The following is a 22,794-nucleotide window of genomic DNA, read 5'->3' on the forward strand; positions in this document are numbered from 1 at the left end:
CGGATGTCTGACGCCGCGCTAATTCGGACGTTGCTGACGTGCCAGGCTATCGTCAGGTGCCGTGGCGGGGTCTGCTGCCGGGTCTGCCGCTTCGGCCTGCTTGACCTCGTCGTACCACAGATTGTGGTGCTGCTTGGCCCAAGTCTCATCGACGTAACCGGTCTTCATGCCCTCGAAGGCACCCTCGGTACCAGCGGTGCCGATATAGATGTGGCCGAAGGACACCGCGATCAGCATCAGCGAGGCGATGCCGTGGAAGACATTGGCCCACTGCATGTTGTCACGCGTCTGGCCGAAGATCGGGAAGTCCAGTACCAGCCCGCTGGCAATCACTACCAGGCCGACCGTCGCCAGAATCCAGTACCAGGCCTTTTCTCCACCATTGGCGAAGCCGGCGTCCGGATGCTTGCCCTTCATCATGCCGCCACCCTGACGGAACCAGTCAAGGTCATGCTTTTTGGGAAGATTGAGCTTCAGCCACTTGGCCAGCACCAGGATCAGCATGATCGAGAACAGGGGCCCCACATAGTTGTGGATCACCTTGGTCGCCATGATCATGTTGGCCCAGAACACATCCCCGAATACATTGCGGAACACGAACTTGCCCCACAGCAGATTGATGCCGGTGATGGCCAGCGTCAGGAACAGCGTCGCCAGCGTCCAGTGCATGGCGCGCTCCAGTGCCGTCCAGCGCAGCATCAGCTTGCCGCTGCGCGGATGGTCCAGATTGTTGCGTCCCACCAGCAGGTAGAAGATCACCAGCACGGCCAGCATGCCACCCAGTGCGATCAGGCCGCCCGGTGAGATCCAGCGATTGCGGATCTGACGCCAGGTCTCGCCGCTCTGGTTGATCAGGCTGTAGTTGGAGTCATGTCGGCTGTCTATGGAGTTGCCCCCATTCTTGACCTGCCGCCAGGTATCGGCGTCCACCGTGCCGACCGCCTGACCGATCTCGCCGTCAGGGTTCGCGGCCAGTGCCTGAGGAGCCAGCCAGAGACTGGCCAGCATCAGGCACAGGAACATGGCGACCACGGTCAACCGTGAAGCTGTAAAGTGCGCGCGCATGTCGCCTCCTTACCCCTTGCGGGCTGCGTCGTAGGCCAGGTGGTCCGCCTGCTGAACGCTGCTGGTGGTCAGGTTGGCAGAGGTTTCCGGATGGCTGGCCTTGTCGACCGGCGACCAGGCGCCGTCTTCATGGCCCCGATAGACCACACGCTGACGGAAGATGTCGGAGACGGTCTCGGCATCGCCGGCCAGCAGGGCCTTGGTGGAGCACATCTCGGCGCACAGCGGCAGCTTGCCTTCGCTGATGCGGTTGGCACCGTACTTCTCGAACTCTTCTTCCGGGCTCTCGGCCGGGCCACCGGCGCAGAAGGTGCACTTGTCCATCTTGCCGCGCTCGCCGAAGGCGCCTTGCTGCGGGAACTGCGGGGCGCCGAACGGGCAGGCGTACAGGCAGTAGCCGCAGCCGATGCAGATGTCCTTGTCGTGCAGGACGATACCGTCATCGGTCTTGTAGAAGCAGTCGGTGGGGCAGACCGCCATGCACGGCGCGTCATCGCAATGCATGCACGCCACCGAGATGGAGACTTCACTCGGCTTGCCGTCGTCCAGGGTCACCACGCGGCGACGCTGAACGCCCCATTCGGTCTCGTTGGCGTTCTTGCAGGCTGTCACGCAGCCATTGCACTCGATGCAGCGCTCTGCATCACACAAAAATTTCATCTGGGCCATGGTGCTTCTCCTTCACGGCCTGTCGCCGGGTTCCTCGGTCAACAGGCCGGATGATTCTGGTAACGGATACGTCCGATCGTGTCTTGCGCTGCGTCCGGGCCGCGTCATCGGGACGCGGCCGTCACTCGAGTCAGGCGAGGCTGACGCGGCTGACGCGGCACAAGGTGACCTTGGTTTCCTGCATCAGGGTCACGGGGTCGTAGCCGTAGGTGGTCGCGGTATTGGCCGATTCACCGAGCACATAGGGCACGGTACCTTCCGGATAGCGGGACTCGAGGGATTCGCCCTCGTAATGCCCACCGAAGTGGAAGGGCATGAAGACGACATCCGGGCCGACACGCTCGGTGACCATCGCCATCACCTTGACGCGGCCGCCCTCGGCGCCCTCGACCCAGACCATGTCGCCGTCCTTGATGCCCTGGTCATTGGCCAGTGCCGGATTGATCTCGACGAACATCTCCTGCTGCAGCTCGGCCAGCCACGGAATGGAACGTGTCTCTTCGCCACCCCCTTCGTATTCCACCAGGCGGCCCGAGGTCAGGGTGATCGGGTACTTGGCGCTGACGTCCTTCTCCTGGATGGAGGCGTAGAGCGTCGGCAGGCGATAGATGGACTCGGAATCCGGCCAGGTCGGGTAGTCCTTCACCAGGTCGCGACGCGCGGTATACAGCGGCTCGCGGTGCTTGGGGATCGGGTCCGGGAAGGTCCACACCAGGGCACGCGCCTTGGCGTTGCCATACGGCATGCAGCCATGCTTGATGCACACGCGCTGGATGCCGCCAGAGAGATCGGTCTTCCAGTTCTTGCCTTCCGCCGCCTGCTTTTCCTCGGCCGTCAGGTCATCCCACCAGCCCAGCTGCTTGAGCAGCTTGTCGGTGAATTCCGGATAGCCATCCTCGATCTCGGCGCCCTTGGACCAGGAGCCTTCCGCGAGGATGTTGGTGCCGTTGTGCTCCACGCCATAACGCGCGCGGAAGTTGCCGCCACCCTCGGCCACCGTCTTGGAGGTGTCATACAGGATGGGCGAGCCCGGGTGACCCATCTCCGGCGTGCCCCAGCACGGCCAGGGCAGGCCGTAGAAGTCGCCGTTGGCCGGGCCGCCACGGGCCTTGAGCGTCTCGAAGTCGAAGGTGTGCCAGTTCTGCTGGTGAGCCTTCAGGCGTTCAGGGCTCTGGGCGGTGTAACCCACCGTCCACATGCCGGCATTGAACTCGCGCGTGATGTCCTCGACGACGGGCACGCTGCCCTCGACCTTGATGTTGCGGAACAGCTCGTCGGCGAAGCCCAGCTTGCGAGACAGCAGGTACATGATCTCGTGGTCAGGCTTGGACTCGAACATCGGCTCGATGACCTGATCGCGCCACTGCAGGGAGCGGCTTGAGTTGGTCACGCTGCCGGTGGTCTCGAACTGGGTCGCGGCCGGCAGCAGGTAGACGCCGTCGGTACGGTCGTGCATGACGGCGGCGATGGTCGGGTAGGGGTCGACCACCACCATCATGTCCAGCTTGGCCATCGCCTTCTTCATCTCCGGCCCGCGGGTCTGGGAGTTGACGGCATGACCCCAGTAGAACATCGCCTTGAGCGCGGTGCGCTGGGAGATGCGGTCCGGGTTCTCGAGCACGCCATCGACCCAGCGCGAGACGGTGATGCCGTTGGTGTGCATCGGCTTGCCGTCGTGATATTCGGTCTGGTCGTAGCGGTTCTGGATCCATTCGTAATCGACGTTCCAGACCTTGGACCAGTGCTTCCACGCGCCTTCTGAGAGGCCGTAGTAGCCCGGCAGGGAGTGGGACATCAGGCCCAGATCCGTGGCGCCCTGGACGTTGTCGTGGCCACGGAAGATGTTGGCGCCGCCACCGGACTTGCCGATGTTGCCCAGCGCCAGTTCCAGGATGCAGTAGGCGCGGGTGTTGTTGTTGCCGGTGGTGTGCTGGGTGCCGCCCATGCACCACACGACGCTGCCCGGACGGTTCTGGGACAGCCGGCGCGCGACGTCGAGCATGTCGGCCTCGGCTACGCCGGTGATGCGCTCGACTTCCGCCGGCGGGAACTTGGCGACTTCGGCACGCACTTCATCCATGCCGTAGACACGCTGCTGGATGTAGGCCTCATCTTCCCAGCCGTTCTCGAAGATGTGCCACAGCAGGCCCCAGATGTAGGCGACATCGGTACCCGGACGCAGGCGCACGTACTTGTTGGCCTTGGCGGCGGTCCGCGTGAAGCGCGGATCGACGACGATGATCTCGGCGTTGGAGCGCTCCTTGGCCAGCAGGATGTGCTGCATGGCCACCGGATGCGCTTCGGACGGGTTGGAACCGATGAACAGGATCGAACGACAGTTGTGCATGTCGTTGAAGGAGTTGGTCATCGCCCCGTAGCCCCAGGTATTCGCGACCCCGGCCACCGTGGTGGAGTGGCAGATACGCGCCTGGTGATCGACGTTGTTGGTGCCGAACAGGGCCGCGAACTTGCGCATCAGGTAGGCCTGTTCATTGCTGAACTTGGCCGAGCCCAGCCAGTAGATGCTATCGGGGCCGTGCTCCTTGGTGAGCTCGAGCACCTTGTCGCCGACTTCCTCGATGGCCTGCTCCCAGGAGAGCTTCTTCCACTTGCCACCTTCGAGCTTCATCGGGTACTTGAGGCGACGGTCAGAGTGACCATGCTCACGCAGCGATGCGCCCTTGGCGCAGTGCGCGCCACGGTTGAAGGGGTGATCGAAGGCGGGTTCCTGCTTGGTCCAGACACCTTCCTGGACCTCGGCATAGACGCCGCAGCCCACGGAGCAGTGTGAGCAGATGGTGCGCTTCGTCTCGACCGGCGCATCAGACACTTCGGTCTTGGCTTCGGCGCGTTTCATCATCGGGGCGGCCATGAAGCTCGCGGCGGCAAGGCCGCCGGTGGCGACACCGCTGCGTTTCAGGAACTGGCGGCGGTTGATGCCGAGTCCTGAGGTCTCTTTGGCAGAGGGGGTGGGGGTCAGTCGCATGACATCATCTCTCCTCGTCACCCGAATCATTGCCCGGGCCGCGTGAGCGGGTCAGGGGGCAATGTCGGGAGCGGCGGTCTTTCAGATCAGGGGCAGTCCTGATCCGTGCCGACTTGTCACTGTCGATGGCGGGCGGAAACCTCTCCGCGCTGCCCGTTGTTCAGGCCGCTGGCCGCGCGCATGGCGCAGGCTCGGGGCACTGTCTGTCTAGCATTCAGTCACGCAGCGTGGCGTAGAAGGCCTTGACGTGATCACTCTCGCGATAGTTGTCACTGCCCTTGTCCTTGACGGGGGCCTCTGGCGCGGCCTGGTCCGGAATCACGGCACCGGCCAATGACCCTGCTGCGGCAACCCCTACGGTGCTGGCGCCCAGTACACGCAGGAATTTGCGGCGCCCCTGGCGCGCCTGGTTATGGCTGTCTTTTGCGTCATCAGTCTTCATGCTGATCTCCTGTCGGCAATGCTGCTGGGTGATGCGAGATGGATAGCGTTGCAGTCTCGAATGTTGCTTCACGTCATGCGTGACATCAGTGTCTTGCGTCGGGCGCCACACTGGCTGGCGTGACGAGCTGGACGGCCTCGGCCGTCACCTGCACGCCAGAGTTGTTTTCGGTCGCCGCATGCAGCGGGATCGAGTCACCGAGGTTCAGGCGCTCTGCCCGCAGGAAGGCCTGCCCCAGGTAGCCGACGGCGGCATAGAAGGGGCTCTCGCGTCCCGCGAGGTCGGCGCAGCAGCGCTCGCCCCAGCTGGCCACATGGCGGCGGAAGAAATTGACCTGCTCGCCGGGCACCTCATCGATCAGCATGGCCATCACCTCGCACAGTGCGCCGAGGTGATCCTCGGGCTCATGCACATCGCTCTGGCGTTCGAAGCCGAGACGTTTCAGGTCCTGGCGCAGGGCGACCAGCGGCATTTCCATCAGCGAGCCGGTGAGGTACCAGCTGGCGTAGGGCACTACCTCGCCCTGCACCACGCCTACCAGGCTCTGGAAGAAGTCGTCTTCCAGACGGCGCGAGTCGCTGACGCGGGCGGCCAATGACAGCGACGCCAGCGCGCGCGGCAGTTGTTGCTCGGCGGCCCCGGGCAGGCTGATTGCGTCATGGTCGAGTTCGGCCAGAAAGTCGATCAGTTCCGCATCCGGTGCCGCGCGCAATAGCCGCGCCAGCAGCCGGTAGAGGTCGGCGCGCAATGCCTGCTGTTCTTCACTATGGCTTATCAGAGAGTCGGCCGCAGTGGTGTCAGGTGCACGATCGTCAGTCCCACCTGCTGCAAAGTCGTCGGGAGTCGACGTGGGTGATGTCATTGGCTCAAACCTTGAGTTGGGCATCGGGATTGCGTGCCATTTCGTGCCAGATGTCCTTGACGCGGCAATCGCTGCACATCTTCAGGCGCAGTGCGCCATCGCCCTGGAAGTAGGCATGCGAGGCCAGTTTGGTCTGCATCGCCGTGATGGTGGCGGTGGAGCCGAACGGCGTGCCGCAGCTGATGCAGGGGAAGGGCACATCCTGCTTGATCAGCTGCGGTTCGCGCCGCACGTCGGGCTGCGGGGCAAAGCCAGGCGTCAGGGTGATGACCTGCTCTGGGCATGCCTGCTCGCACAGGCCACACTGCACGCAGTCACCTTGAGTGAAGGATAGTGCAGGCGACGTGCGATTGGCCGAGAGGGCGCTGGTCGGGCAGACGGCGACGCAGCCCTGACACAGCGTGCAGTTGTCGCTGTCGACGTTCACCACGCCGAAGGGCGCGCCTGTCGGCACGGCGACGCTGTCCTGCGCCAGGTCCGCGACCGACAGGGTCGCCAGGTGATCGAGCACCCGATTGAGGCGTTCGCGCTTGCCGGGGCGTGCCTGCGGCTGACCCAGCAGCCAGTCACGGGCGATCGGCTGGCTGGGCTGCTGCTCTTCTTCACTGTCCGCGCCCGGTGCCAGAGCGACACACAGCGGCGTGATCAGGGGTAGGGCTTCAGTCTCGTAGCTATCCATTTGTGGCAGGGGGGATGGCAAAGAGACGAAGCGAATGCGCGGCTCGCCACTGTCCGCATTGGCAAGCCCCATGCTGTCGAGCAGGGTCAGTGCCAGGCGACGTTCGCTATCGAGCTGCTGGTGCTGGCCTGCGGGCAGGTCGTGGGGCAGTTCGACGATGACCTGCGTCGCGCCGAGTGCGAGAGCGGCCAGCCACTCGTCGTGCCCGGTGGCGGAGATTTCCTCGAGGGTGATATCGAGGCAGCGCTCTTGGTCGACACTCGCCAGGGCAGTCTGCGAGGCAGGGGATTGCTCCAGGCGATAGCGCAGCAGCGGGTAGAGGCCACCGCCATCCTGATAGCGCTCCAGCAGGCGCTGGATCTGCTCCATGCGCTGCTCGGCCGGGGGCTGGGTGAAGCTCAGCGCGCCGGTCGGGCAGGCGCTGACGCAGCTGGCCGCGCCGTGGCACAGGTAAGGGTCGATCTCGATATGCGCATTGCGACGACCGGCCACCGAGAAGATGGCATCGGCGCTGCACGACGACAGGCAACGCGTACAGCCGATATTGCCGGCACTGGAGTGCGCGCAGGTATCGAGATTGACGGTCACGTAATTCGGTTTGTCGAAGTTGCCGATCAGACCCGCGAACTGCATGGCCCAGGCGGTCAGCTGTGACAGTGATTCCTGAGAGGCCTCAGCATCGGCGACCAGCTGATCCAGCTCGGCGATGACGTCCGCGCCGGCTTGCAGATAGCCGGGCGGTGGCAGTTCCGCCTGGTTGAGCGGCTGGCTGGACAGGTCGGCGATCAGGTCGAAATGGGTCGCGCTGCCAGCACCTTGCGGCACCAGCGCGGCAGCCAGATTGACGCCATCACTGGCAAGGCTGAACTGGCCGAGGTGACCGCTCAGCGCGAGCATGTCACGCGGGGCACTGTGCACAGGCAGCGACTCACTGGCGGCGAGATGCTGTTCATCCATCGTCACCAGCGCACTGTTGTCCTGCTCACTGATCAATAGTGCCAGCGGCAGCTGAGCGGTGGCCGGCAGGCGGGACAGCAGACTCGCCAGTGCTCGCACTCGTGCTTCGCTGCCGATGATCACGGTGCGTCCCTGACTGTGATAGCGGATGGGGGCGCTACCGGCATCCGTCGCCAACAGCGGCAGACTTGAGGCAGGCGAGCCACCCATGGCGGATGACAGGGCGCGTTGGCGTGCTTGTTGATTGAGGGCGCGCTGAGCGCTCTCGAGGCTTGAGCTGAGCATCCTCATCCTTATTCGGTCGTGGCGGACCTTGCATGCAAGCTGCCGTCAGGTGGCAGGCGGATGATGCAGGTCCCGGTCGTCGCTGATTCTCGCGGTCTCTCGCGGTCAGAGCCGGGTCGGCGATCGACAGTCGTTCAGTGGGGGATTCATGACAGGCCAACCATCTTTGCATGCTGTTGATGACATTGCCGTTTTCACGCCCGGCGAGAAGAGGGGCGCGGTCAGGTCGCGCAGGCACTCATCAGCGCAGGCGGTTGACGCCAGTCATCATCTTCAAGGGTTGGCATGTCATGCTGAATCTTGCATGTGCGTTGCAGTCAGTGCGCCTTGATGAGGCGCGTCAGGGTGACCCATGAGGCATCAGGATGACCTCGGTCAGACGTATCCGGCTTACTCGTGGGTCATAATGACGCATGTTGATTGTGCGGCGCGTCATCTTGACGCCTTGGCGCTGGAGGCGTCTGTGGGGCCAGCCCCGGCTCACGGCTTGTGGCGGACGCCGCCGACATCATCTGACGCGGGAGCTGGCTCGCGCGAGTCTTCTGCTCGTATCGCTTGCGGGTCAGGCGACTCGACTATCTCGTCGCTGGGCGTCGCGTGTGACTCGCCCACTGGCGCCTCACCGTCAGGCGCCTGCTCAGCGATCTGGTCGTCTGTCTCCTGCGCCGTATCCGCCTGGGGTGTCTCGCTTGCCTCACCGAGCTTTTCCAGGCCTTCTTCGACCTTGCGGGTCCAGCTGCGCAGCGTGTCGGCGACACCTTCGGCGAGCGGGCGCATCTGGGAGAAGTCCTGGTCGTAGTCATCCAGCCCATCGCGCACCGAGTGCTCGCCCCCCATGAAGATGCGTCGCAGCGCACGCTGGCGTAGCGCCGGGTCCACGCCGCTCTGCATGAAGGCGCTGATGTCGGCGTCTGGGGTCAGGGTGTCCGGGTCTGGCAGCTCGATGACTGGCACTTCAGCGTTGTCAGCGTCTGCTGCCTGCTGATCGCTCTCGGCGGTTGCCTGCTCTGCTGCCTGCTCTGCTGCCGAGGAGGGGCTATCGCCGCTCAGGGATTCGTGCTGCGAGCCGCGCGCTGCAGGGGTGTCAGCGCTACTTTCAGAGGCGACTCCCACCTGTGACGGCGGAAGGCTGTCGGCTTTACTCACCTCGGTGCTGTCCGGCTGTGACAGTTGGTCTTCACGGCGGCTGTCGCCTTGCTTGCGGCGTGACCAGCGCGAGAACAGGCCTTCATGGGCAGGGCTTGCGTTGTCGTCGTGCTGGCTCATGACGTGCTTTCCGTACCATCACCGGGCTGATGAGTCTTGTTGGGCGTCACGGCGTGCTGCTCTGCCTGACTGGCGCGCCCGGCGCCCTTGCGTTTCTTCTTCTTGCCTTCGTCGAGTCGTTCGCCGTGACGCGCGAGGTAGGCTTCCAGCCACACCATCAAGGCCGGGGGCATCGGCACATCCAGCACCAGCTGGTCGCCATCCATCCAATGCGATGCTACCTCCTGACAGGCCGTCACCACGCGGGGCTGCATGCCGTCGGCTTCACGCTCATCGCATTGGACGAACAGGCGCGGCTGCTCGCAGCGCAGGTTGTAGCGGTAATCGGTGCGCTCGGTGAGGTGAAGCTGCAGCGGCAGGATGCGGCGATGCGCTACTTCATCAGCGGCGGCAGGCTCCGCTACGTGCGATTCCGTCTCTGGCGTTGCAGAGGGCGAGAGGTCGGCAATCCGCCAGGTGTCGATGCTGAAACGCCCCAGTTTCTGCGTGGTGGGCGCCAGGGTGACGCTCAACCAGCGGGTGTCGTCACTGCGGGGAGGGATGGATTCAGACATGGCTTCCTTGTTCACTGCTGTACCCGCAAGCGGGTCTGAAAAGAATGCTGCGATGGTGCTGGTGTGCAAGATACATGCCGGCGCATGCGATATCAGGGTTACCGTCAGTCAGTGCGGGGACAGCTCTGCCATCAGACTGGTACTCTACGGCGATTCAGCGCAAGAATTGCCATTCCAACCGGCTCGATCAGGGAGACCCGAGTTCATGATGCCCTCTGCACGGCCAGCGATCAGTCGCGCCACACTACCCACTACGCTGGACATCGAAGTCATGGATGAGCGCGGTGAGCGCCATCAGCAGTCCATTGCCGCCGAGCGCTCGCTGACCATCTATCTCAATCGTCGCGAGATCGTCACCTTGATGACCCTGGGTGCCGAACCTGAGGCGCTGGTGGCCGGTTATCTGCGCAATCAGGGACTGCTGGGTGAGCTTGAGGACCTCGAAGCGCTGCAGGTGGATTGGGAAGTCGAGAGCGCCTCGGTGGTGACGCGTCATCTACCCGAGGATATCGAGCAGCGCCTCGGCAAGCGCACCGTGACTACCGGCTGTGGGCAGGGCACGGTATTCGGCAATCTGCTGGAGCGCCAATCACTGGCTGCGCTGGATGCAGGCCCCTTCAGTCAGGCCCTGTTGTATCGCCTGCTGGAGGCGCTGGCGGCGCACAACGCGACTTATCGCAAGGCCGGCGCGGTTCACGGCTGCGCCCTGTGTCGGGATGATGAAGTGCTGGCGTTCATCGAGGATGTCGGCCGCCACAACGCCGTCGATACGCTGGCGGGGCTGAGCTGGTTGGCGCCCCTGAGTGATGATGCCAGTGATTATCAGGGGGCCAACATCTTCTACACTACCGGTCGTCTGACTTCCGAGATGGTACTGAAGGTGGCTCAGGCGGGGGTCTCGGTGCTGGTCTCGCGTTCCGGCGTCACGCAGAAGGGAGTGGAGCTGGCGGAACGCTTTGGCGTGCTGTTGATCGCGCGCGCCAAGGGGCGCCACTTCCAGGCGGTGGACCCTGCCGGGCGGCTGGTGCTGGATGCCATCCCGCCGCTGCGTGCCGGCGACGCTCTCAAATCATCGCGCCATGACGCGTCAGGCAAGCCATCTTCAGCAGACGGCGCAGCCGGACATGACAAGGGGGCGCAGTGATGAGTCGTCTTTCTTCGCCGCTGGGCGTCATACCCTCACAGGGCTTTTCCTCTGAACTCGGCGCACCTTCGGGCGGCTCTACCGCTGAGTCTTCAGGCGAGGCCCTGAATGCGGCCACCGGCCGGCAGGCTCCGGTTCCCCACGACAACCCCTTTCTGACGGTGCAGGAAGTCGCGCGCCTTCTGCACCTCAACGAGAAGAAGATCTATCAGCTGGCCAGTGACGGCACCATGCCGGCGACCAAGGTGACCGGCAAGTGGCTCTTTCCGCGGCGCCTGGTGGAGCAATGGATTCTCGAGTCCAGCCATCATGGTGTGCTGGCGGATCGCCTGATGATCACCGGCAGTGATGACCCGCTGCTGGCCGCGCTCTCCATGCGTCTCAATCAGCAGCATGCCGGTAGCGCCTTCTATGGCATGAGCGTCACCGGCACGCGTCTGGGGCTTGATCTGCTCAGCCAGGGGCGTGCTGACGTCTGCGCCATTCACTGGGGGCGCGCGGAGGAGGCGGCGCTGCGTCATCCGGCGCTGATTCGCGGCCATGATGGCTATCGTCAGTGGGTGATGGTGCGGCTTGCGCGCCGTACCCAGGGGCTGATCATCCGCAATGATGATCGCCATCTGTCCATCGACCCCAGCGGCCTTTTCGGTTCGCAGCGGCGTTGGGCGGTGCGACAGGAGGGGGCAGGTTCGCAGCGCTTCCTGCAGGAGTGGCTGTCCGGCCATCAGATGCGTGCCGAGCAGCTCAACACCCTGGCGATCGCCTATTCCGAGCGTGAGGTGGCCTCGATGGTGGCGCGCGGCGAGGTGGATGTCGGCCCCGGTACGCTGTCGGCCGCCAATGAGTTCGGCCTCGGCTTCGTGCCGGTCTGTGAAGAGGCCTTCGACCTGGTGGTACCGCGCAATGTCTACTTCCGCGATCTCTTCCAGGGGTTGCTGGACTATCTTGCCACACCGAATGGCATCCAGCTGGCGCAATCCCTCGGCGGCTATGATCTGCGCGAATGCGGTCAGTTGATCTGGCGCGGCGATGCCGCACAGCACGATTGAGACGCTCGGTATCGAGACGCTCTGTAATGAGACGCTCGATAAACTGAACACCCAGTGGATGCTGGCGGTCAGGACTCGGCGCAAGCCATGAGTGTCTTTGCGATATCCAGAAAAATCGCCCATTAGCGCATGGCTAGTGGGCGATTTTTTTATTTCGAGCTGACGGCGAGCATGGTCAAGCAAGTCATTGTTTTGAATGGACCGGCCAGGTGACGCTCGCGTTAAGGCAATCTTTGCGGTTTAGCTTCCTGCCAGTGCGTTACGTGGCTTGTCTCACTTCAACACAGCCCAGCTCACTTCAAATCAGATCAGCTCGGATCCGAATCATTGCGAGTGCACACCGACAGCACGATGGCATCTTCTTCGCTGGTAGAAACCAGAGCGTGCCCCATGTCGGAGTCGAAATAGATGCTGTCACCCTCACCCAGCGGCAAGGGTTCATAGAATTCCGAATAGAGCAGAATGCTGCCCGCCAAGACCATCAGGAACTCCTCGCCGTCGTGACGCACCCAGTCGGGGAAGTCATCGAAGCTGCGCGCACGCACGCGAGTCTTGAAAGGAATCATGCGTTTCTGCGCCAGCTGCCAGGACAGCAGCTCGTGCTCATAGGTCGGGGTCGGGTGTGACTTGCCATCACCGACGCGCGTCAGATCGCGACGCCCGAGTGTGCCACTCTGGCGCTTGGGCGGGCTCAGCAGCTGCGGCAGGTCGATGTTGAGACCATGAATCAGCTTCTGGACCGCCGTGAAGGTCGGCGAGATCTGCTCGTTCTCGATCTTGGACAATGTCGAGCGTGCCAGTCCCGTGCGCTGGCTGACATCTTCCAGCGTCCAGTGATGGGAGAGGCGGATCTGCTTCACGCGTTCGCCAAGCTTCAGGGGCTCAACGAAGGGTTTGCGACCGGAGGCGATCCGGACGGCGGCGTCCTTGTCTGTCGGTGTGCTCATGAGAGTGGCTTCGCTATGGGCGTGATATTGGCGGCGCACGACATCGGGTGTCGCAGCGCTGTCAGCTGGCGATAAAGTTTACTATCGGAAACTTTATCGCCAGCTTATCACAGCATGGCAAACGCGCATCATCCCGACACGTAGCCAACATGGCTGTCCGCGACATGGCTGTCTGTGACATGGCTGTTCGCGACACCGAAGGCTCGCTGGTGCTCCAATGATGCAGCGACAGGTTTCCTGGCTGCGGGAAACCTGTCGTGAGGTGTGGTGTGCGTCAGGGAAAAAGTCACCGGTGCGGGGGATGCCCAGCGCTAGAACAGTCGGGCACTAGAGCAGCCAGACGCTAGAACAGCGGGTGATCACGCTCATCCTCGGCGGGCTTGGCAAGCGACGGCTGGACGCCGTCTGGTGTGCCAGAGGCGGAGCGGGGCGGGAGGGCATCCACGGTGGGAGGCGCGAGATCGAGCTGGTCTGGCTCGGGTTTGTTTGACTCGGGTCGCTCTGACATGGGTTGCTTAGAAGGACGATGGCCGCCGGCACGTGCCTCGAGGCCATCCTGCATCGGCAAGCCCGCCAGCGCCTTGAGATGCGCCTCGGTGCTGCGCCCCAGCGCCTCCAGGCAATACCCGCCCTCCAGCACGGAGACGATACGCCCGTGGCAGTGACGCCGCGCGACATCCATCGCCAGTAGGGTGACCCAGTAATAGTCGTCATCTTCCAGGCACAGTTCTGCCATCGGGTCTTCACGGTGCGCGTCAAAGCCCGCCGAGATCAGGATCAACTCCGGCTTGAAATCATCAAGCTTCTTCAGCCATTGGGCTTCAATGGCGCGCCGGAAGGCCAGTGAGCCGCTGCCTTCGCTCAGGGGCGTGTTGTGGATGTGCTCCCAGCGGCTCTCCAGGTAGCGCCACGGGTACATGGCGTCCTGAAAGGAGGAGCACACCAGCGTATCGGGGTCATGCTTGAAGATATCGACGGTGCCGTTGCCCTGGTGTACATCGAAATCGAGGATCGCGATCCGCTTCACGCCGTAATGCTGCCGGGCGTGCAGAGCGCCCACCGCCACGTTGTTGTAGAAGCAGAAGCCCATCGCATCGGCGCGTTCGGCATGGTGGCCCGGGGGGCGCACGGCGCAGAAGACGTTGTCGGCCTGATCACGCATCACCTGGTCGACCCCGCGTACCACCGCGCCGGCGGCCAGTCGCGCCGCGACCAGGCTATCGGCACACATCACGGTGTCTTCGTTGATGGTCAGCAGCTGCCCGGCCTGGGGCGGACATTTCTCCAACGCCTGCAGGTGGCGCATGGGGTGCACGCGCGCCAGCTGCTCAAGCGTTGCCGCTCGCGCACTGTATTGCTGGACATGCTGAATCACGCCGCTCAGCGCCAGCTGACGCTCGATGGCCTGCAGACGCAGTGGGCTCTCGGGATGGGTGGGGCCCATGAAATGCTGACCGCAGTCGCGATGGGATATGTAGGAGGTGATCATCGGCATGCCTGCGTGAGTGTGCGGGTCATAATGGTCTGCACCATGACGTAACAGTAAGAGTCGTCAATGGCATGAGCCAGTCGCCGATGGTCTACCTTGTTTCACGCATGAAGGGCGCGAGGATGGCTGTTCAGACCTGCGCTTTCGCGGCATGCTGCTCATATCGCGCTGACGAGGCGCAACCGCTGACAGGACAAGCCTATGGGAACGCGATTTCTGCGCAATTTCTTCGAGCCCGCCAGTATCGTGGTGATCGGCGCCTCGGAAAAGCCGCATTCACTGGGCGGGCAGGTACTGCGCAATCTGCTTGAAGGGGGCTTCAAGGGCGCCCTGACGGTGGTCAACCCCAAGGGATATGAGACGGTGCATGGCGTGGCGTGCGTCAAGCGGGTCAGTGAGCTAGAGCAGGTGCCGGACCTGGCCATTCTGTGCTCACCGCCGGATACCTTGCCGCGTGTGGTCGAGAAGCTGGGCCGGCGCGGCGTCAAGGCGGCGCTGCTGATTTCGGGAGGTGTTGCGCCGACACCGGTCAGCTCGCTGGCCCGCGTCACCGGCAAGGGGCTTGAGATGCTGTCACGCCGCGACGGGCTGAACTTCTCTGCCCCGCGCCTGCCGGGCAGTCACAGGTCCACTACGGGCAAGCCAGGCCCCGAACCCTCCGTCACCGAGGCGTCGTCTTTGGATGAGGCCGGCGAGCCTGCCGCGTCGAGCGCCGAGCGCTACCCGCGGATCGCCGACAGCACGGACGACGTGCTGGATGCTTCGCATGCACGAGAGCCGGGTGTCGAAGTCCCGCGTATCCACCGTGACCAGGAAAGCCTCAACAGTCGGTTGCTCAAGGCCGCACGAGGCAGTGGGATTCGCCTGCTCGGGCCAGAATGCATGGGCATCTGTGTGCCCAACCGCCACCTGAATGCCTCCTTCAGCGGGCAGCCAGTGGCCAAGGGCAAGGTCGCCTATCTCGGCCAGTCGGGGATGCTGGGCAATGCGATGATCGACTGGGCGGCAGGGCGCGGCATCGGCTTCTCGCATCTGGTGACCCTGGGCGACAGCGTCGATGTGATGCTGCCCGATCTGATCGACTACCTGAACCAGTACGGGCCGTCGCAAGCGTTGCTGTTGCACCTGGAGCGCATTCACGACCCGATGCACTTCATGACCGCGCTGCGCGAGGCATCCCGCAATCGACTGGTGCTGGCGATCAAGAGTGGCCGTACCCCAGAAGCCGACCTGTTCGGAACACATGTCACGCGTGGCGTGCCCAATCGCGACCGGATCGTCGATGTTGCCCTCGCTCGTGCCGGGGTGGTGCGGGTCAATGACAGCGAAGACATGTTCGATGCACTGGAGACGCTGAATCGCATGAAGCCGTTGCGTGGTGATCGGCTGGCGATCGTCTCCAATGGGCTGGGTCCGGCCTTGCTGGCCATCGACAAGTTGATGGCGGGTGGCGGCAAGTTGGCCGAGCTGAGTGATGAGAGTCGCCAGGCGCTGCTCAAGGCCGAGCTGGATGTCAGCCTGCCGGGGCGCAATCCGGTGGATCTGGGTGGCAATGCCACGCCGGAAGATTTCCTGGCTGCGGTCAACATCGTGGCCAATGACAGTGGCGTGGACGCCGTGCTGGTCGTGCATGCCCCGACACGCCTCGCTCCCTCACGGGCAACGGCCGAGGCCCTGGTGGCGCATCGCAAGCAATTCCGACGCAACCTGCTGACCAGCTGGATGGGGCTCGAACAAGCACTTTCGGCCCGCCATGAATGCCATCTGGCCGGAATTCCGACCTATCTGTCACCTGAGAAGGGCGTCAAGGCCTTCCTGCAGATGGTCGATTACCACCGCGTGCAGACACTGTTGCAGCAGACGCCACCGAGCCTGGCCTTCTCGACCAGTGCCGAGATCCGCGCCCGCGCCCATGACCTGGTGCACAGCGCACGGCGTGCGGGCCGTGAATGGTTGACCCACTCGGAGACGGCGCAGGTACTCGATACCTATGGCATTGCCACCGCGCCCAGTCGCTATGTGCTTGACGCTGCCGAAGGCGCGCGCGCCATCGTCGAGTTGCAGCGTTCTGCCACTGATGACGACACGCCTTCTCGCCAGGGCCCCTATGCGCTGCGCGTGGTGCATGAACACAACAGTCGACCTTTCCGCTACCGCCGCTACCCACAGCGGCTGTCTTCCGGCGTGGTGCAGGACCTTTCCGGCCCGGAGGATATCGCGCTGGCGATTCGCCGCATCACCCAGAAGGTGGCGGAGGGCGATGCCGAGCGCGGTCGCAGTGTGCACGAGCGTACGCGCATTCATGAGTTCTGCCTGCAGCCGATGCAGCGTGGCAAGCATTCGCTGCAGTTGAGTGCAGGTATCACGCGCGATGACGAATTCGGCCCGGTGATCGTGTTCGGTATCGGTGGTTACAAGGTCAATGTGCTGGCGGACCGCCAGGTGGCCTTGCCGCCCCTCAACATGACCCTGGCGCGTGAGCTGATCTCGCGCAGCCATGCCTCCCGCCTGATCGCCGAGCACTCGCCGGATCCGGAGCGCGATTTCGAACGCGTCAGCACGTTGTTGATCAAGCTCTCACAGTTGGCATCGGATTTGCCTGACATAAGAGGGTTGGAAATCAATCCGTTGTTGCTCAACCGCGAGGAAGCCGTGGCGGTGGATTTCGCGCTGGACCTCGGCAAACCGGCTCGTTTCGCGATCATGCCGTACCCTGAAGAGCTGCGTGAATGGGTGTCGCTGGACAATGGCATGCTCGTCGAGGTGCGTCCGATACGCGGTGAGGATGCACCCTTGATCACGGCCTTCCATGCCAGGCTCTCCGAGGAAAGCATTCGTTTCCGCTACTTCCATCACAAGGCGGCGCTGACGCAGCGAGATCTCGCGTTGCTCGCCCAGATCAACTACGACCGCCAGATGGCCTTCATCGCCGAGCGGGAAGTGGAAGCCCAATCAGGTGAGTCACCGCAGCGCGAGATGCTGGGGGTGGTGCGGGTATGGAATGACCCAGACAACATTCGCACCGAGTTCTCCGTCATCATTCGTGATGACATGCAAGGCGAGGGGATCGGCAGGCTGTTGATGGAGAAGATGCTGCGTTATTGCCGCTCACTGGGCACTCTGGAGATGGTCGGCAAGATCATGATCGACAACCACCCGATGCGCGCCTTGATGAAGCACCTCGGCTTCACCTGTCGTTACAACATGGAGGAGCAGGTCATCGATGCCAGCATCCGTCTCAACGAGCCGGTCAGTGATTGGCAGCACCTGAGGCTGGAAGCCAAGGCCTGATGTGCATTGTTGGTGCATGCTCTGTGCATGAGCAGATTCATCGCCATGTGCAGGGAGTTGTGACGGGCAGGTGCGTGGCTTGCCTGGTGGTTCTCGGCAATACGCAATGCGTGACGGGCTTGAGAGCATTGGATAAACAACGATGCCCAGTATCGTGATTCAGGGAGGTATAGGTAGCGGGGTCACGCGCATACCACCTTGGTCGTATAAGCGTATGTTCGTGTTTGAGCGCTTATCAATAAAACTGTATTGTAATTACAAATATAAGAATCCTTTATGGATTATGGCGCAGGGGATGACACAGTATTCTGTCGACAGGTTGGCAAGCTAAGCTTGCGGGCAGATTACGCGATTTCAGCGGCAGAGAGAGCCATTCTCCCTGCCGAGTGGAGTGCGTAATGGACTGAATCTGTGGATATTTCCTGCCCGCTGACGACAGGAAAGCCAATGACTGACACTCGCGACGTGAAGATTCGAGTGCGCAATCTGAGCAAGGTGTTCGGCAATCAGCCCGACAAGGCGCTCAAATTGCGTGATGAGGGCATGAAGCGCCCTGAGATCCTCGAGAAGACTGGCCAGACGTTGGGGCTTTCCAACGTGGACTTTGATGTGATGGAAGGCGAGTTGCTGGTCATCATGGGGCTGTCCGGCTCCGGGAAATCGACCCTGATCCGCTGCCTGAACCGGTTGATCGAGCCGACGGAGGGCGAGATCCTCATCGACGGCGATGATGTCGCCAAGCTGGATGACAAGTCGCTGCTGCGCTGTCGTCGCAAGCATTTCTCGATGGTATTCCAGAATTTTGCGCTCTTCCCGCACCGCACCGTGCAGCAGAATGCCGAGTTCGGGCTTGAGGTGCGCGGCGAGGAGAAGGAAGTCTGTTATCAGCGCGGTCGCGATGCGCTCAAGCAGGTCGGCCTTGAGGGCTGGGAAGATGCCTACCCTCGCCAGCTCTCCGGCGGCATGCAGCAACGTGTCGGCCTGGCGCGAGCACTGGCCAACGACTCCACGGTGCTGTTGATGGATGAGGCCTTCTCGGCGCTTGATCCCCTGATCCGCAAGGACATGCAGCAGGAATTGCTGGCGCTGCAGCACAAGATGAAGAAGACCACCATCTTCATCACCCACGACCTTGATGAAGCCCTGTCCATCGGTGACCGCATCATCCTGCTCAAGGATGGCGAGATCGTGCAGATCGGCTCCCCCGAAAGCATCCTCACTTCCCCGGCCAATGATTATGTGGCGCGCTTCGTCGAAGGCGTCGACATGTCGCGCATCCTCACTGCCCGCTCGGCGATGACCGATGTGCGTGCCACCGCACGGGATGATGATGGCCCGCGCACGGCGCTGCGCAAGATGGGCGACAACGGCCTCGACAGCCTGTTCGTGGTGCGTCGTGATCGCACGGTACTCGGGATCATCACCGCCGAGGATACCGAACGTGCCGTGCGCGAGAATCTCACCGATCTCTCGAGCATCATCCACTCCGATTGCTGTCAGGTCTCGCCGGAAGAACCGCTGCACAACCTGTTCGCGATGTTTGCCGGTCATCACCATCCGCTGGCGGTGGTCGATGAGCAATCCCGCCTGTTGGGCGTGGTGATCAAAGGGTCCGTACTCGCAGAACTGGCGGAAGCAGGGGAGGCACACGCATGAGCGACGCAACCGGTTTTACCATCCCGAAGATAGAGCTGGGTGACTGGATCGAGACGGGGCTTGATTACCTGACGACCAACTACTCCAGCATCACGCGCGGTATCTCCAAGTTCACCGAGACCGGCATCGACGTCCTGAACGATGCGCTGATGTGGCTGCCCGAGTGGGCGCTGATCGCCCTGGTGACGCTGCTGTGCTGGCGGCTGGCCGGCACGCGCCTGGCCATAGGTTCCGTACTGGGGTTGGGACTGATCTGGAACCTGGATCTGTGGGACCCGATGATCGAATCGCTGACCCTGGTGGTGATCGCCACCCTGGTCGCCGTGGTCATCGCGGTACCGCTGGGGATACTGGCGGCACTCTCGGACCGCTTCTACAAGGTCATCATGCCGGTGTTGGATTTCATGCAGACCATGCCGGCCTTCGTCTACCTGATTCCGGCGATTCCCTTCTTCGGCATCGGCTCGGTCTCCGCCATCTTCGCCACCGTGATCTTCTCGATGCCGCCGGCGATTCGCTTCACCACGCTGGGCATTCGTCAGGTGCCCAATGACCTGATCGAAGCGGCCGATGCCTTCGGGGCCACCCGCAGCCAGAAGCTCTTCAAGCTGCAGCTGCCGCTTTCGCTGCCCACCGTGATGGCCGGCATCAACCAGACCATAATGCTGGCACTGTCGATGGTGGTGATCGCGGCCATGATCGGCGCCGATGGCCTGGGGAATGAGGTCTGGAAAGCCATCCAGCGCCTGCGCCCGGGAGATGGTTTCGAAGCGGGCATCGCGGTGGTCATCCTGGCCATGCTGCTCGACCGCCTGACCCAGACCTTCAGCAAGGAAAAGAAGCCTCGTTCATAAGGGGATTCACCAGTGGCCTCCGTGCGCTTTGTGGCAATACGGAGGCCGCCTCGAGCACTTTCCATACCCGACTCAACGTTTGGCCGTCGACACGCGTTTTTCGACAGGCGTGCTTCGATAAACAATGAGTAAATTCGAATAAAGGGGAAAATGATGAACAATCAAGATGCCTCCCGCACTACCTTGAACGTCACCGCGAAGATGAATGCCGCCACCAAGGCATTGCTGCTCGGCGCTGTCATGTCCTCCTCACTGGCCGGGGCGAGCGCCGTGTATGCCGCCGGTGACAAGGGCGATGTGACGCTGGCCTACGTCGAATGGTCCTCTGAAGTCGCCTCCACCAATGTGGTCAAGGCGGTGCTCGAATCGCAGGGCTACAACGTCGAACTCAAGGCGCTGTCTGCGGCGGCGATGTTCCAGGCGGTCGCCTTCGGCGATGCCGATGGCATGGTCGGTGCGTGGCTCCCCACCACCCACGAAGACTACATGGCCAAGATCGCCGACAAGGTCGACGACCTGGGCGTCAATCTCGAAGGCACCAAGCTCGGGCTGGTCGTGCCGTCCTACAGCAAGCTCGAGACCATCGACGACATCAAGACCCACGCCGAGGATATCGATGAGCGCATCGTCGGCATCGAGCCGGGCGCAGGTCTGACGCGTCTGACCGAGCAGGTGCTTGAGGACTACGATCTCGAGGACATCGACCTGACCACCGGCAGCGGGGCGACCATGACCGCCGCGCTGAGCAATGCGATCAAGGGTGAGCGTGAGATCGTCGTCACTGGCTGGACGCCGCATTGGATGTTCGCCCGTTGGGATCTCAAGTATCTGGATGACCCGAAGGGCGTCTACGGCGGTGCCGAGGAGATTCACACCCTGGCGCGCAAGGGACTCGAGGAAGACATGCCGGAGGTCTACGCGATTCTCGACAACTTCGCTTGGACCCCGGCTGACATGGGCGAAGTGATGCTCAACAACCAGGAAGACGACGCTGACCCCTACGAAACCGCCAAGGCGTGGGTGGAAAGCCATCAGGACATCGTCAAGGAATGGCTGCCGGCCGCGGCTGAATAATGCCTGGCGCATGACTCACTGAGTCATGAATGACGAAACGCCCCCTCAGGAGACCCTGTGGGGGCGTTTCGTTGTGTGCCTGCAGATGACGCGTCACTCACACTCGGCGGGCTCAGACTTGATCAGAACGGACAGGGACTGCGCACTTCCATGCGCTCACCGCTCACCGGGTGATCGAAGCTGATCATCTCGGCATGCAGCATCAGGCGCTCGGCCATGAAGAAGGCCTCATCCGTCGCATAGAGATCGCAGCCCAGGATCGGGTGGCCGATCTGCTGGCTATGGATGCGCAACTGATGCGTGCGACCTGACACCGGCGTGAATTCGACTCGCGTGCGCGCCGGATTCTCCAGGCGCTCGATGACGCGGAAATCGCTGATGGCGGTCTTGCCGGTCTCGTGGCAGATCTTCTGCAGCGGGAACTGGTCGACGTCCTTGGCGATGGGCAGCGAGATGCGCCCACTGTCCTCCTCCAGATGGCCATGCAGGATCGCGGTGTAGGACTTGCCGATATTGCGGTCCTGAAACTGGCGGGTCAGGTTGCCGTTGGCCGGCTTGTTGAGCGCGACCAGCATGATGCCGGAGGTGCCGAAATCCAGCCGATGCAGCAGCTTGGCGCTGGGGTATTCCTTGACCAGGCGATGATGCAGCGAATCCAGATTGAGCGGATGCTTGCCGGAAAGGCTGAGCAGGCCACTGGGCTTGTGGATCAGCAGGATGTCATCGTCGGCGTACAGCACCGCGTAGGTTTCGTGGCAGACGGGAACGATGAACGGGTCGGCTTGTGGCTGCATAAAGGCTCGTCAGTGACGTCAAGGTGGGCGGGGCGAAACGGCAAGTGGGCGCTGGCGCGGTCTAGAGCACCAATGTGGTCTAGAGCGAGATATCCTGCCAGTGATACTCGTACTCATCGTCCTCACCATCCTCTGGCGCACGACCGATGAAGAGGCTGGCGGTGAAGGCGCGCACGAAGATCACCTGGCTGCCATCCAGTGCGGTCAGCAATTCACCCTTCTTGAGCTTCTTGATCTTGCGCTTGCGCGTCGCGGCAGCATCACGCGCCGCGCGGGTGTCGGCGCGCCACTGGGCGGCAACCTCACCGGGCGCTGTCGACTGTTCGAGCAGCTCCTCGGGGCATTGCAGCGGAATGTCTGGCGTGCCTTCGTCACGGATATGGTATTCCCAGCGGCTGGGGTCACCATTCTTGGGGGCCTGCATAAGGTGCTGGCGAATGAAGGTATGGCCGTGAGGGTGTTCCAGCACGGTATACAGCACATTGCCGACCACGGCGTGATCGACCAGCGAGATGCCATGACTGTCGGACGGGGTGTAGCCGGCCAGCAGACGGTCTACCAGTGTCTGACGTGCTACCTTGGGGGTGCCGCTGTCATCCCAGGCCATGAAGCCTCCATCTGAGCGTGTCTGGCATCGTAGACCATGTCGGATGCACCGTGGAGGGCGCAGGCTGACTGGCGTTCGAGAGGCCGAAAGGGCGGCCATTGTCCGGCTTGTGTCCAGCAAGGGC

Annotated in this window: 17 protein-coding genes and 1 pseudogene; 6 read left to right on the forward strand and 12 right to left on the reverse strand. The window is 62.7% G+C overall.

Features of this window, described 5'->3' with window-relative positions; translation table 11 throughout:
• Window positions 1-18 precede the first annotated feature (18 nt).
• The 8 genes from AC5WNI_RS08020 to AC5WNI_RS08055 all read right to left on the reverse strand — a co-directional run bounded on the left by AC5WNI_RS08020 (window position 19) and on the right by AC5WNI_RS08055 (window position 9,765).
• Window positions 19-1,065: a formate dehydrogenase subunit gamma gene (locus AC5WNI_RS08020; protein WP_153635723.1), complete on the reverse strand. Its 1,047-nt coding sequence runs from the start codon at window positions 1,063-1,065 to the stop codon at window positions 19-21.
• Window positions 1,066-1,074: 9 nt separating this feature from the next.
• Entirely contained in the window at window positions 1,075-1,734 is a 660-nt protein-coding gene (gene fdh3B / locus AC5WNI_RS08025) for a formate dehydrogenase FDH3 subunit beta (RefSeq protein ID WP_043333544.1), read from the reverse strand.
• 130 nt (window positions 1,735-1,864) lie between these two features.
• A complete protein-coding gene (locus tag AC5WNI_RS08030) occupies window positions 1,865-4,720 on the reverse strand; it encodes a molybdopterin-dependent oxidoreductase (protein WP_225348061.1) in 2,856 nt (951 codons plus the stop codon).
• 214 nt (window positions 4,721-4,934) lie between these two features.
• A complete protein-coding gene (locus AC5WNI_RS08035; RefSeq protein WP_153635725.1) occupies window positions 4,935-5,162 on the reverse strand; it encodes a twin-arginine translocation pathway signal in 228 nt (75 codons plus the stop codon).
• An 85-nt stretch (window positions 5,163-5,247) separates the two neighbouring features.
• Window positions 5,248-6,024, reverse strand: a complete 777-nt coding sequence (locus tag AC5WNI_RS08040; protein WP_153635726.1) for a TorD/DmsD family molecular chaperone — start codon at window positions 6,022-6,024, stop codon at window positions 5,248-5,250.
• A 4-nt stretch (window positions 6,025-6,028) separates the two neighbouring features.
• On the reverse strand, window positions 6,029-7,945 hold the full coding sequence (locus tag AC5WNI_RS08045; RefSeq protein WP_172978662.1) for a 4Fe-4S dicluster domain-containing protein: 1,917 nt from the start codon (window positions 7,943-7,945) through the stop codon (window positions 6,029-6,031).
• A 480-nt stretch (window positions 7,946-8,425) separates the two neighbouring features.
• Entirely contained in the window at window positions 8,426-9,211 is a 786-nt protein-coding gene (locus AC5WNI_RS08050; RefSeq protein ID WP_153635728.1) for a DUF3306 domain-containing protein, read from the reverse strand.
• Window positions 9,208-9,765, reverse strand: a complete 558-nt coding sequence (locus tag AC5WNI_RS08055; protein WP_153635729.1) for a DUF3305 domain-containing protein — start codon at window positions 9,763-9,765, stop codon at window positions 9,208-9,210. Before AC5WNI_RS08055 ends, AC5WNI_RS08050 begins: the two co-directional genes overlap by 4 nt.
• A gap of 208 nt (window positions 9,766-9,973) precedes the next feature.
• Between AC5WNI_RS08055 and AC5WNI_RS08060 the strand changes: the two genes are divergently transcribed.
• Together AC5WNI_RS08060 and AC5WNI_RS08065 are read left to right on the forward strand one after the other, a co-directional pair.
• Window positions 9,974-10,909, forward strand: coding sequence for a formate dehydrogenase accessory sulfurtransferase FdhD (locus AC5WNI_RS08060; protein WP_225348131.1), 936 nt, complete (start codon window positions 9,974-9,976; stop codon window positions 10,907-10,909).
• On the forward strand, window positions 10,909-11,958 hold the full coding sequence (locus AC5WNI_RS08065) for a substrate-binding domain-containing protein (protein ID WP_153635730.1): 1,050 nt from the start codon (window positions 10,909-10,911) through the stop codon (window positions 11,956-11,958). Before AC5WNI_RS08060 ends, AC5WNI_RS08065 begins: the two co-directional genes overlap by 1 nt.
• Window positions 11,959-12,266: 308 nt before the next feature.
• Here the strand turns inward: AC5WNI_RS08065 and AC5WNI_RS08070 are convergent, their stop codons facing one another.
• Together AC5WNI_RS08070 and AC5WNI_RS08075 are read right to left on the reverse strand one after the other, a co-directional pair.
• Window positions 12,267-12,905, reverse strand: a complete 639-nt coding sequence (locus AC5WNI_RS08070; RefSeq protein WP_054556712.1) for a helix-turn-helix domain-containing protein — start codon at window positions 12,903-12,905, stop codon at window positions 12,267-12,269.
• Window positions 12,906-13,461: 556 nt separating this feature from the next.
• Window positions 13,462-14,394: pseudogene (locus AC5WNI_RS08075) on the reverse strand (histone deacetylase family protein); the annotation flags it as partial.
• Window positions 14,395-14,595: 201 nt separating this feature from the next.
• Between AC5WNI_RS08075 and AC5WNI_RS08080 the strand changes: the two are divergent.
• The 4 genes from AC5WNI_RS08080 (at window position 14,596) to AC5WNI_RS08095 (ending at window position 21,269) form a co-directional block, all read left to right on the forward strand.
• Complete coding sequence (locus tag AC5WNI_RS08080) at window positions 14,596-17,685, forward strand: bifunctional acetate--CoA ligase family protein/GNAT family N-acetyltransferase (RefSeq protein WP_487885987.1); 3,090 nt, start codon at window positions 14,596-14,598, stop codon at window positions 17,683-17,685.
• Window positions 17,686-18,132: 447 nt separating this feature from the next.
• Window positions 18,133-19,341: a quaternary amine ABC transporter ATP-binding protein gene (locus AC5WNI_RS08085; RefSeq protein ID WP_495929095.1), complete on the forward strand. Its 1,209-nt coding sequence runs from the start codon at window positions 18,133-18,135 to the stop codon at window positions 19,339-19,341.
• Entirely contained in the window at window positions 19,338-20,195 is an 858-nt protein-coding gene (locus tag AC5WNI_RS08090; RefSeq protein WP_043333557.1) for an ABC transporter permease, read from the forward strand. Before AC5WNI_RS08085 ends, AC5WNI_RS08090 begins: the two co-directional genes overlap by 4 nt.
• 153 nt (window positions 20,196-20,348) lie before the next feature.
• A complete protein-coding gene (locus AC5WNI_RS08095; RefSeq protein ID WP_249330434.1) occupies window positions 20,349-21,269 on the forward strand; it encodes a glycine betaine ABC transporter substrate-binding protein in 921 nt (306 codons plus the stop codon).
• Window positions 21,270-21,391: 122 nt separating this feature from the next.
• Here AC5WNI_RS08095 and AC5WNI_RS08100 read toward each other — a convergent pair whose 3' ends face one another.
• A complete protein-coding gene (locus tag AC5WNI_RS08100) occupies window positions 21,392-22,063 on the reverse strand; it encodes an RluA family pseudouridine synthase (RefSeq protein ID WP_054556709.1) in 672 nt (223 codons plus the stop codon).
• 79 nt (window positions 22,064-22,142) lie between these two features.
• The gene (locus tag AC5WNI_RS08105; protein ID WP_487885984.1) at window positions 22,143-22,670 is read right to left on the reverse strand and encodes a hypothetical protein; all 528 of its coding nucleotides are present in this window, start codon (window positions 22,668-22,670) and stop codon (window positions 22,143-22,145) included.
• Between the last annotated feature and the right edge of the window lie 124 nt (window positions 22,671-22,794).

The organism is Cobetia sp. PDI-12MA (genome assembly GCF_059507695.1).

Bases quoted from the DNA above. Each gene is read 5' to 3' on its own strand.
- AC5WNI_RS08020 (WP_153635723.1), bottom strand. From the start codon at position 1,065: ATGCGCGCGCACTTTACAGCTTCACGGTTGACCGTGGTCGCCATGTTC.
- fdh3B (WP_043333544.1), bottom strand. From the start codon at position 1,734: ATGGCCCAGATGAAATTTTTGTGTGATGCAGAGCGCTGCATCGAGTGC.
- AC5WNI_RS08030 (WP_225348061.1), bottom strand. From the start codon at position 4,720: ATGCGACTGACCCCCACCCCCTCTGCCAAAGAGACCTCAGGACTCGGC.
- AC5WNI_RS08035 (WP_153635725.1), bottom strand. From the start codon at position 5,162: ATGAAGACTGATGACGCAAAAGACAGCCATAACCAGGCGCGCCAGGGG.
- AC5WNI_RS08040 (WP_153635726.1), bottom strand. From the start codon at position 6,024: ATGACATCACCCACGTCGACTCCCGACGACTTTGCAGCAGGTGGGACT.
- AC5WNI_RS08045 (WP_172978662.1), bottom strand. From the start codon at position 7,945: ATGCTCAGCTCAAGCCTCGAGAGCGCTCAGCGCGCCCTCAATCAACAA.
- AC5WNI_RS08050 (WP_153635728.1), bottom strand. From the start codon at position 9,211: ATGAGCCAGCACGACGACAACGCAAGCCCTGCCCATGAAGGCCTGTTC.
- AC5WNI_RS08055 (WP_153635729.1), bottom strand. From the start codon at position 9,765: ATGTCTGAATCCATCCCTCCCCGCAGTGACGACACCCGCTGGTTGAGC.
- AC5WNI_RS08060 (WP_225348131.1), top strand. From the start codon at position 9,974: ATGCCCTCTGCACGGCCAGCGATCAGTCGCGCCACACTACCCACTACG.
- AC5WNI_RS08065 (WP_153635730.1), top strand. From the start codon at position 10,909: ATGAGTCGTCTTTCTTCGCCGCTGGGCGTCATACCCTCACAGGGCTTT.
- AC5WNI_RS08070 (WP_054556712.1), bottom strand. From the start codon at position 12,905: ATGAGCACACCGACAGACAAGGACGCCGCCGTCCGGATCGCCTCCGGT.
- AC5WNI_RS08080 (WP_487885987.1), top strand. From the start codon at position 14,596: ATGGGAACGCGATTTCTGCGCAATTTCTTCGAGCCCGCCAGTATCGTG.
- AC5WNI_RS08085 (WP_495929095.1), top strand. From the start codon at position 18,133: ATGACTGACACTCGCGACGTGAAGATTCGAGTGCGCAATCTGAGCAAG.
- AC5WNI_RS08090 (WP_043333557.1), top strand. From the start codon at position 19,338: ATGAGCGACGCAACCGGTTTTACCATCCCGAAGATAGAGCTGGGTGAC.
- AC5WNI_RS08095 (WP_249330434.1), top strand. From the start codon at position 20,349: ATGAACAATCAAGATGCCTCCCGCACTACCTTGAACGTCACCGCGAAG.
- AC5WNI_RS08100 (WP_054556709.1), bottom strand. From the start codon at position 22,063: ATGCAGCCACAAGCCGACCCGTTCATCGTTCCCGTCTGCCACGAAACC.
- AC5WNI_RS08105 (WP_487885984.1), bottom strand. From the start codon at position 22,670: ATGGCCTGGGATGACAGCGGCACCCCCAAGGTAGCACGTCAGACACTG.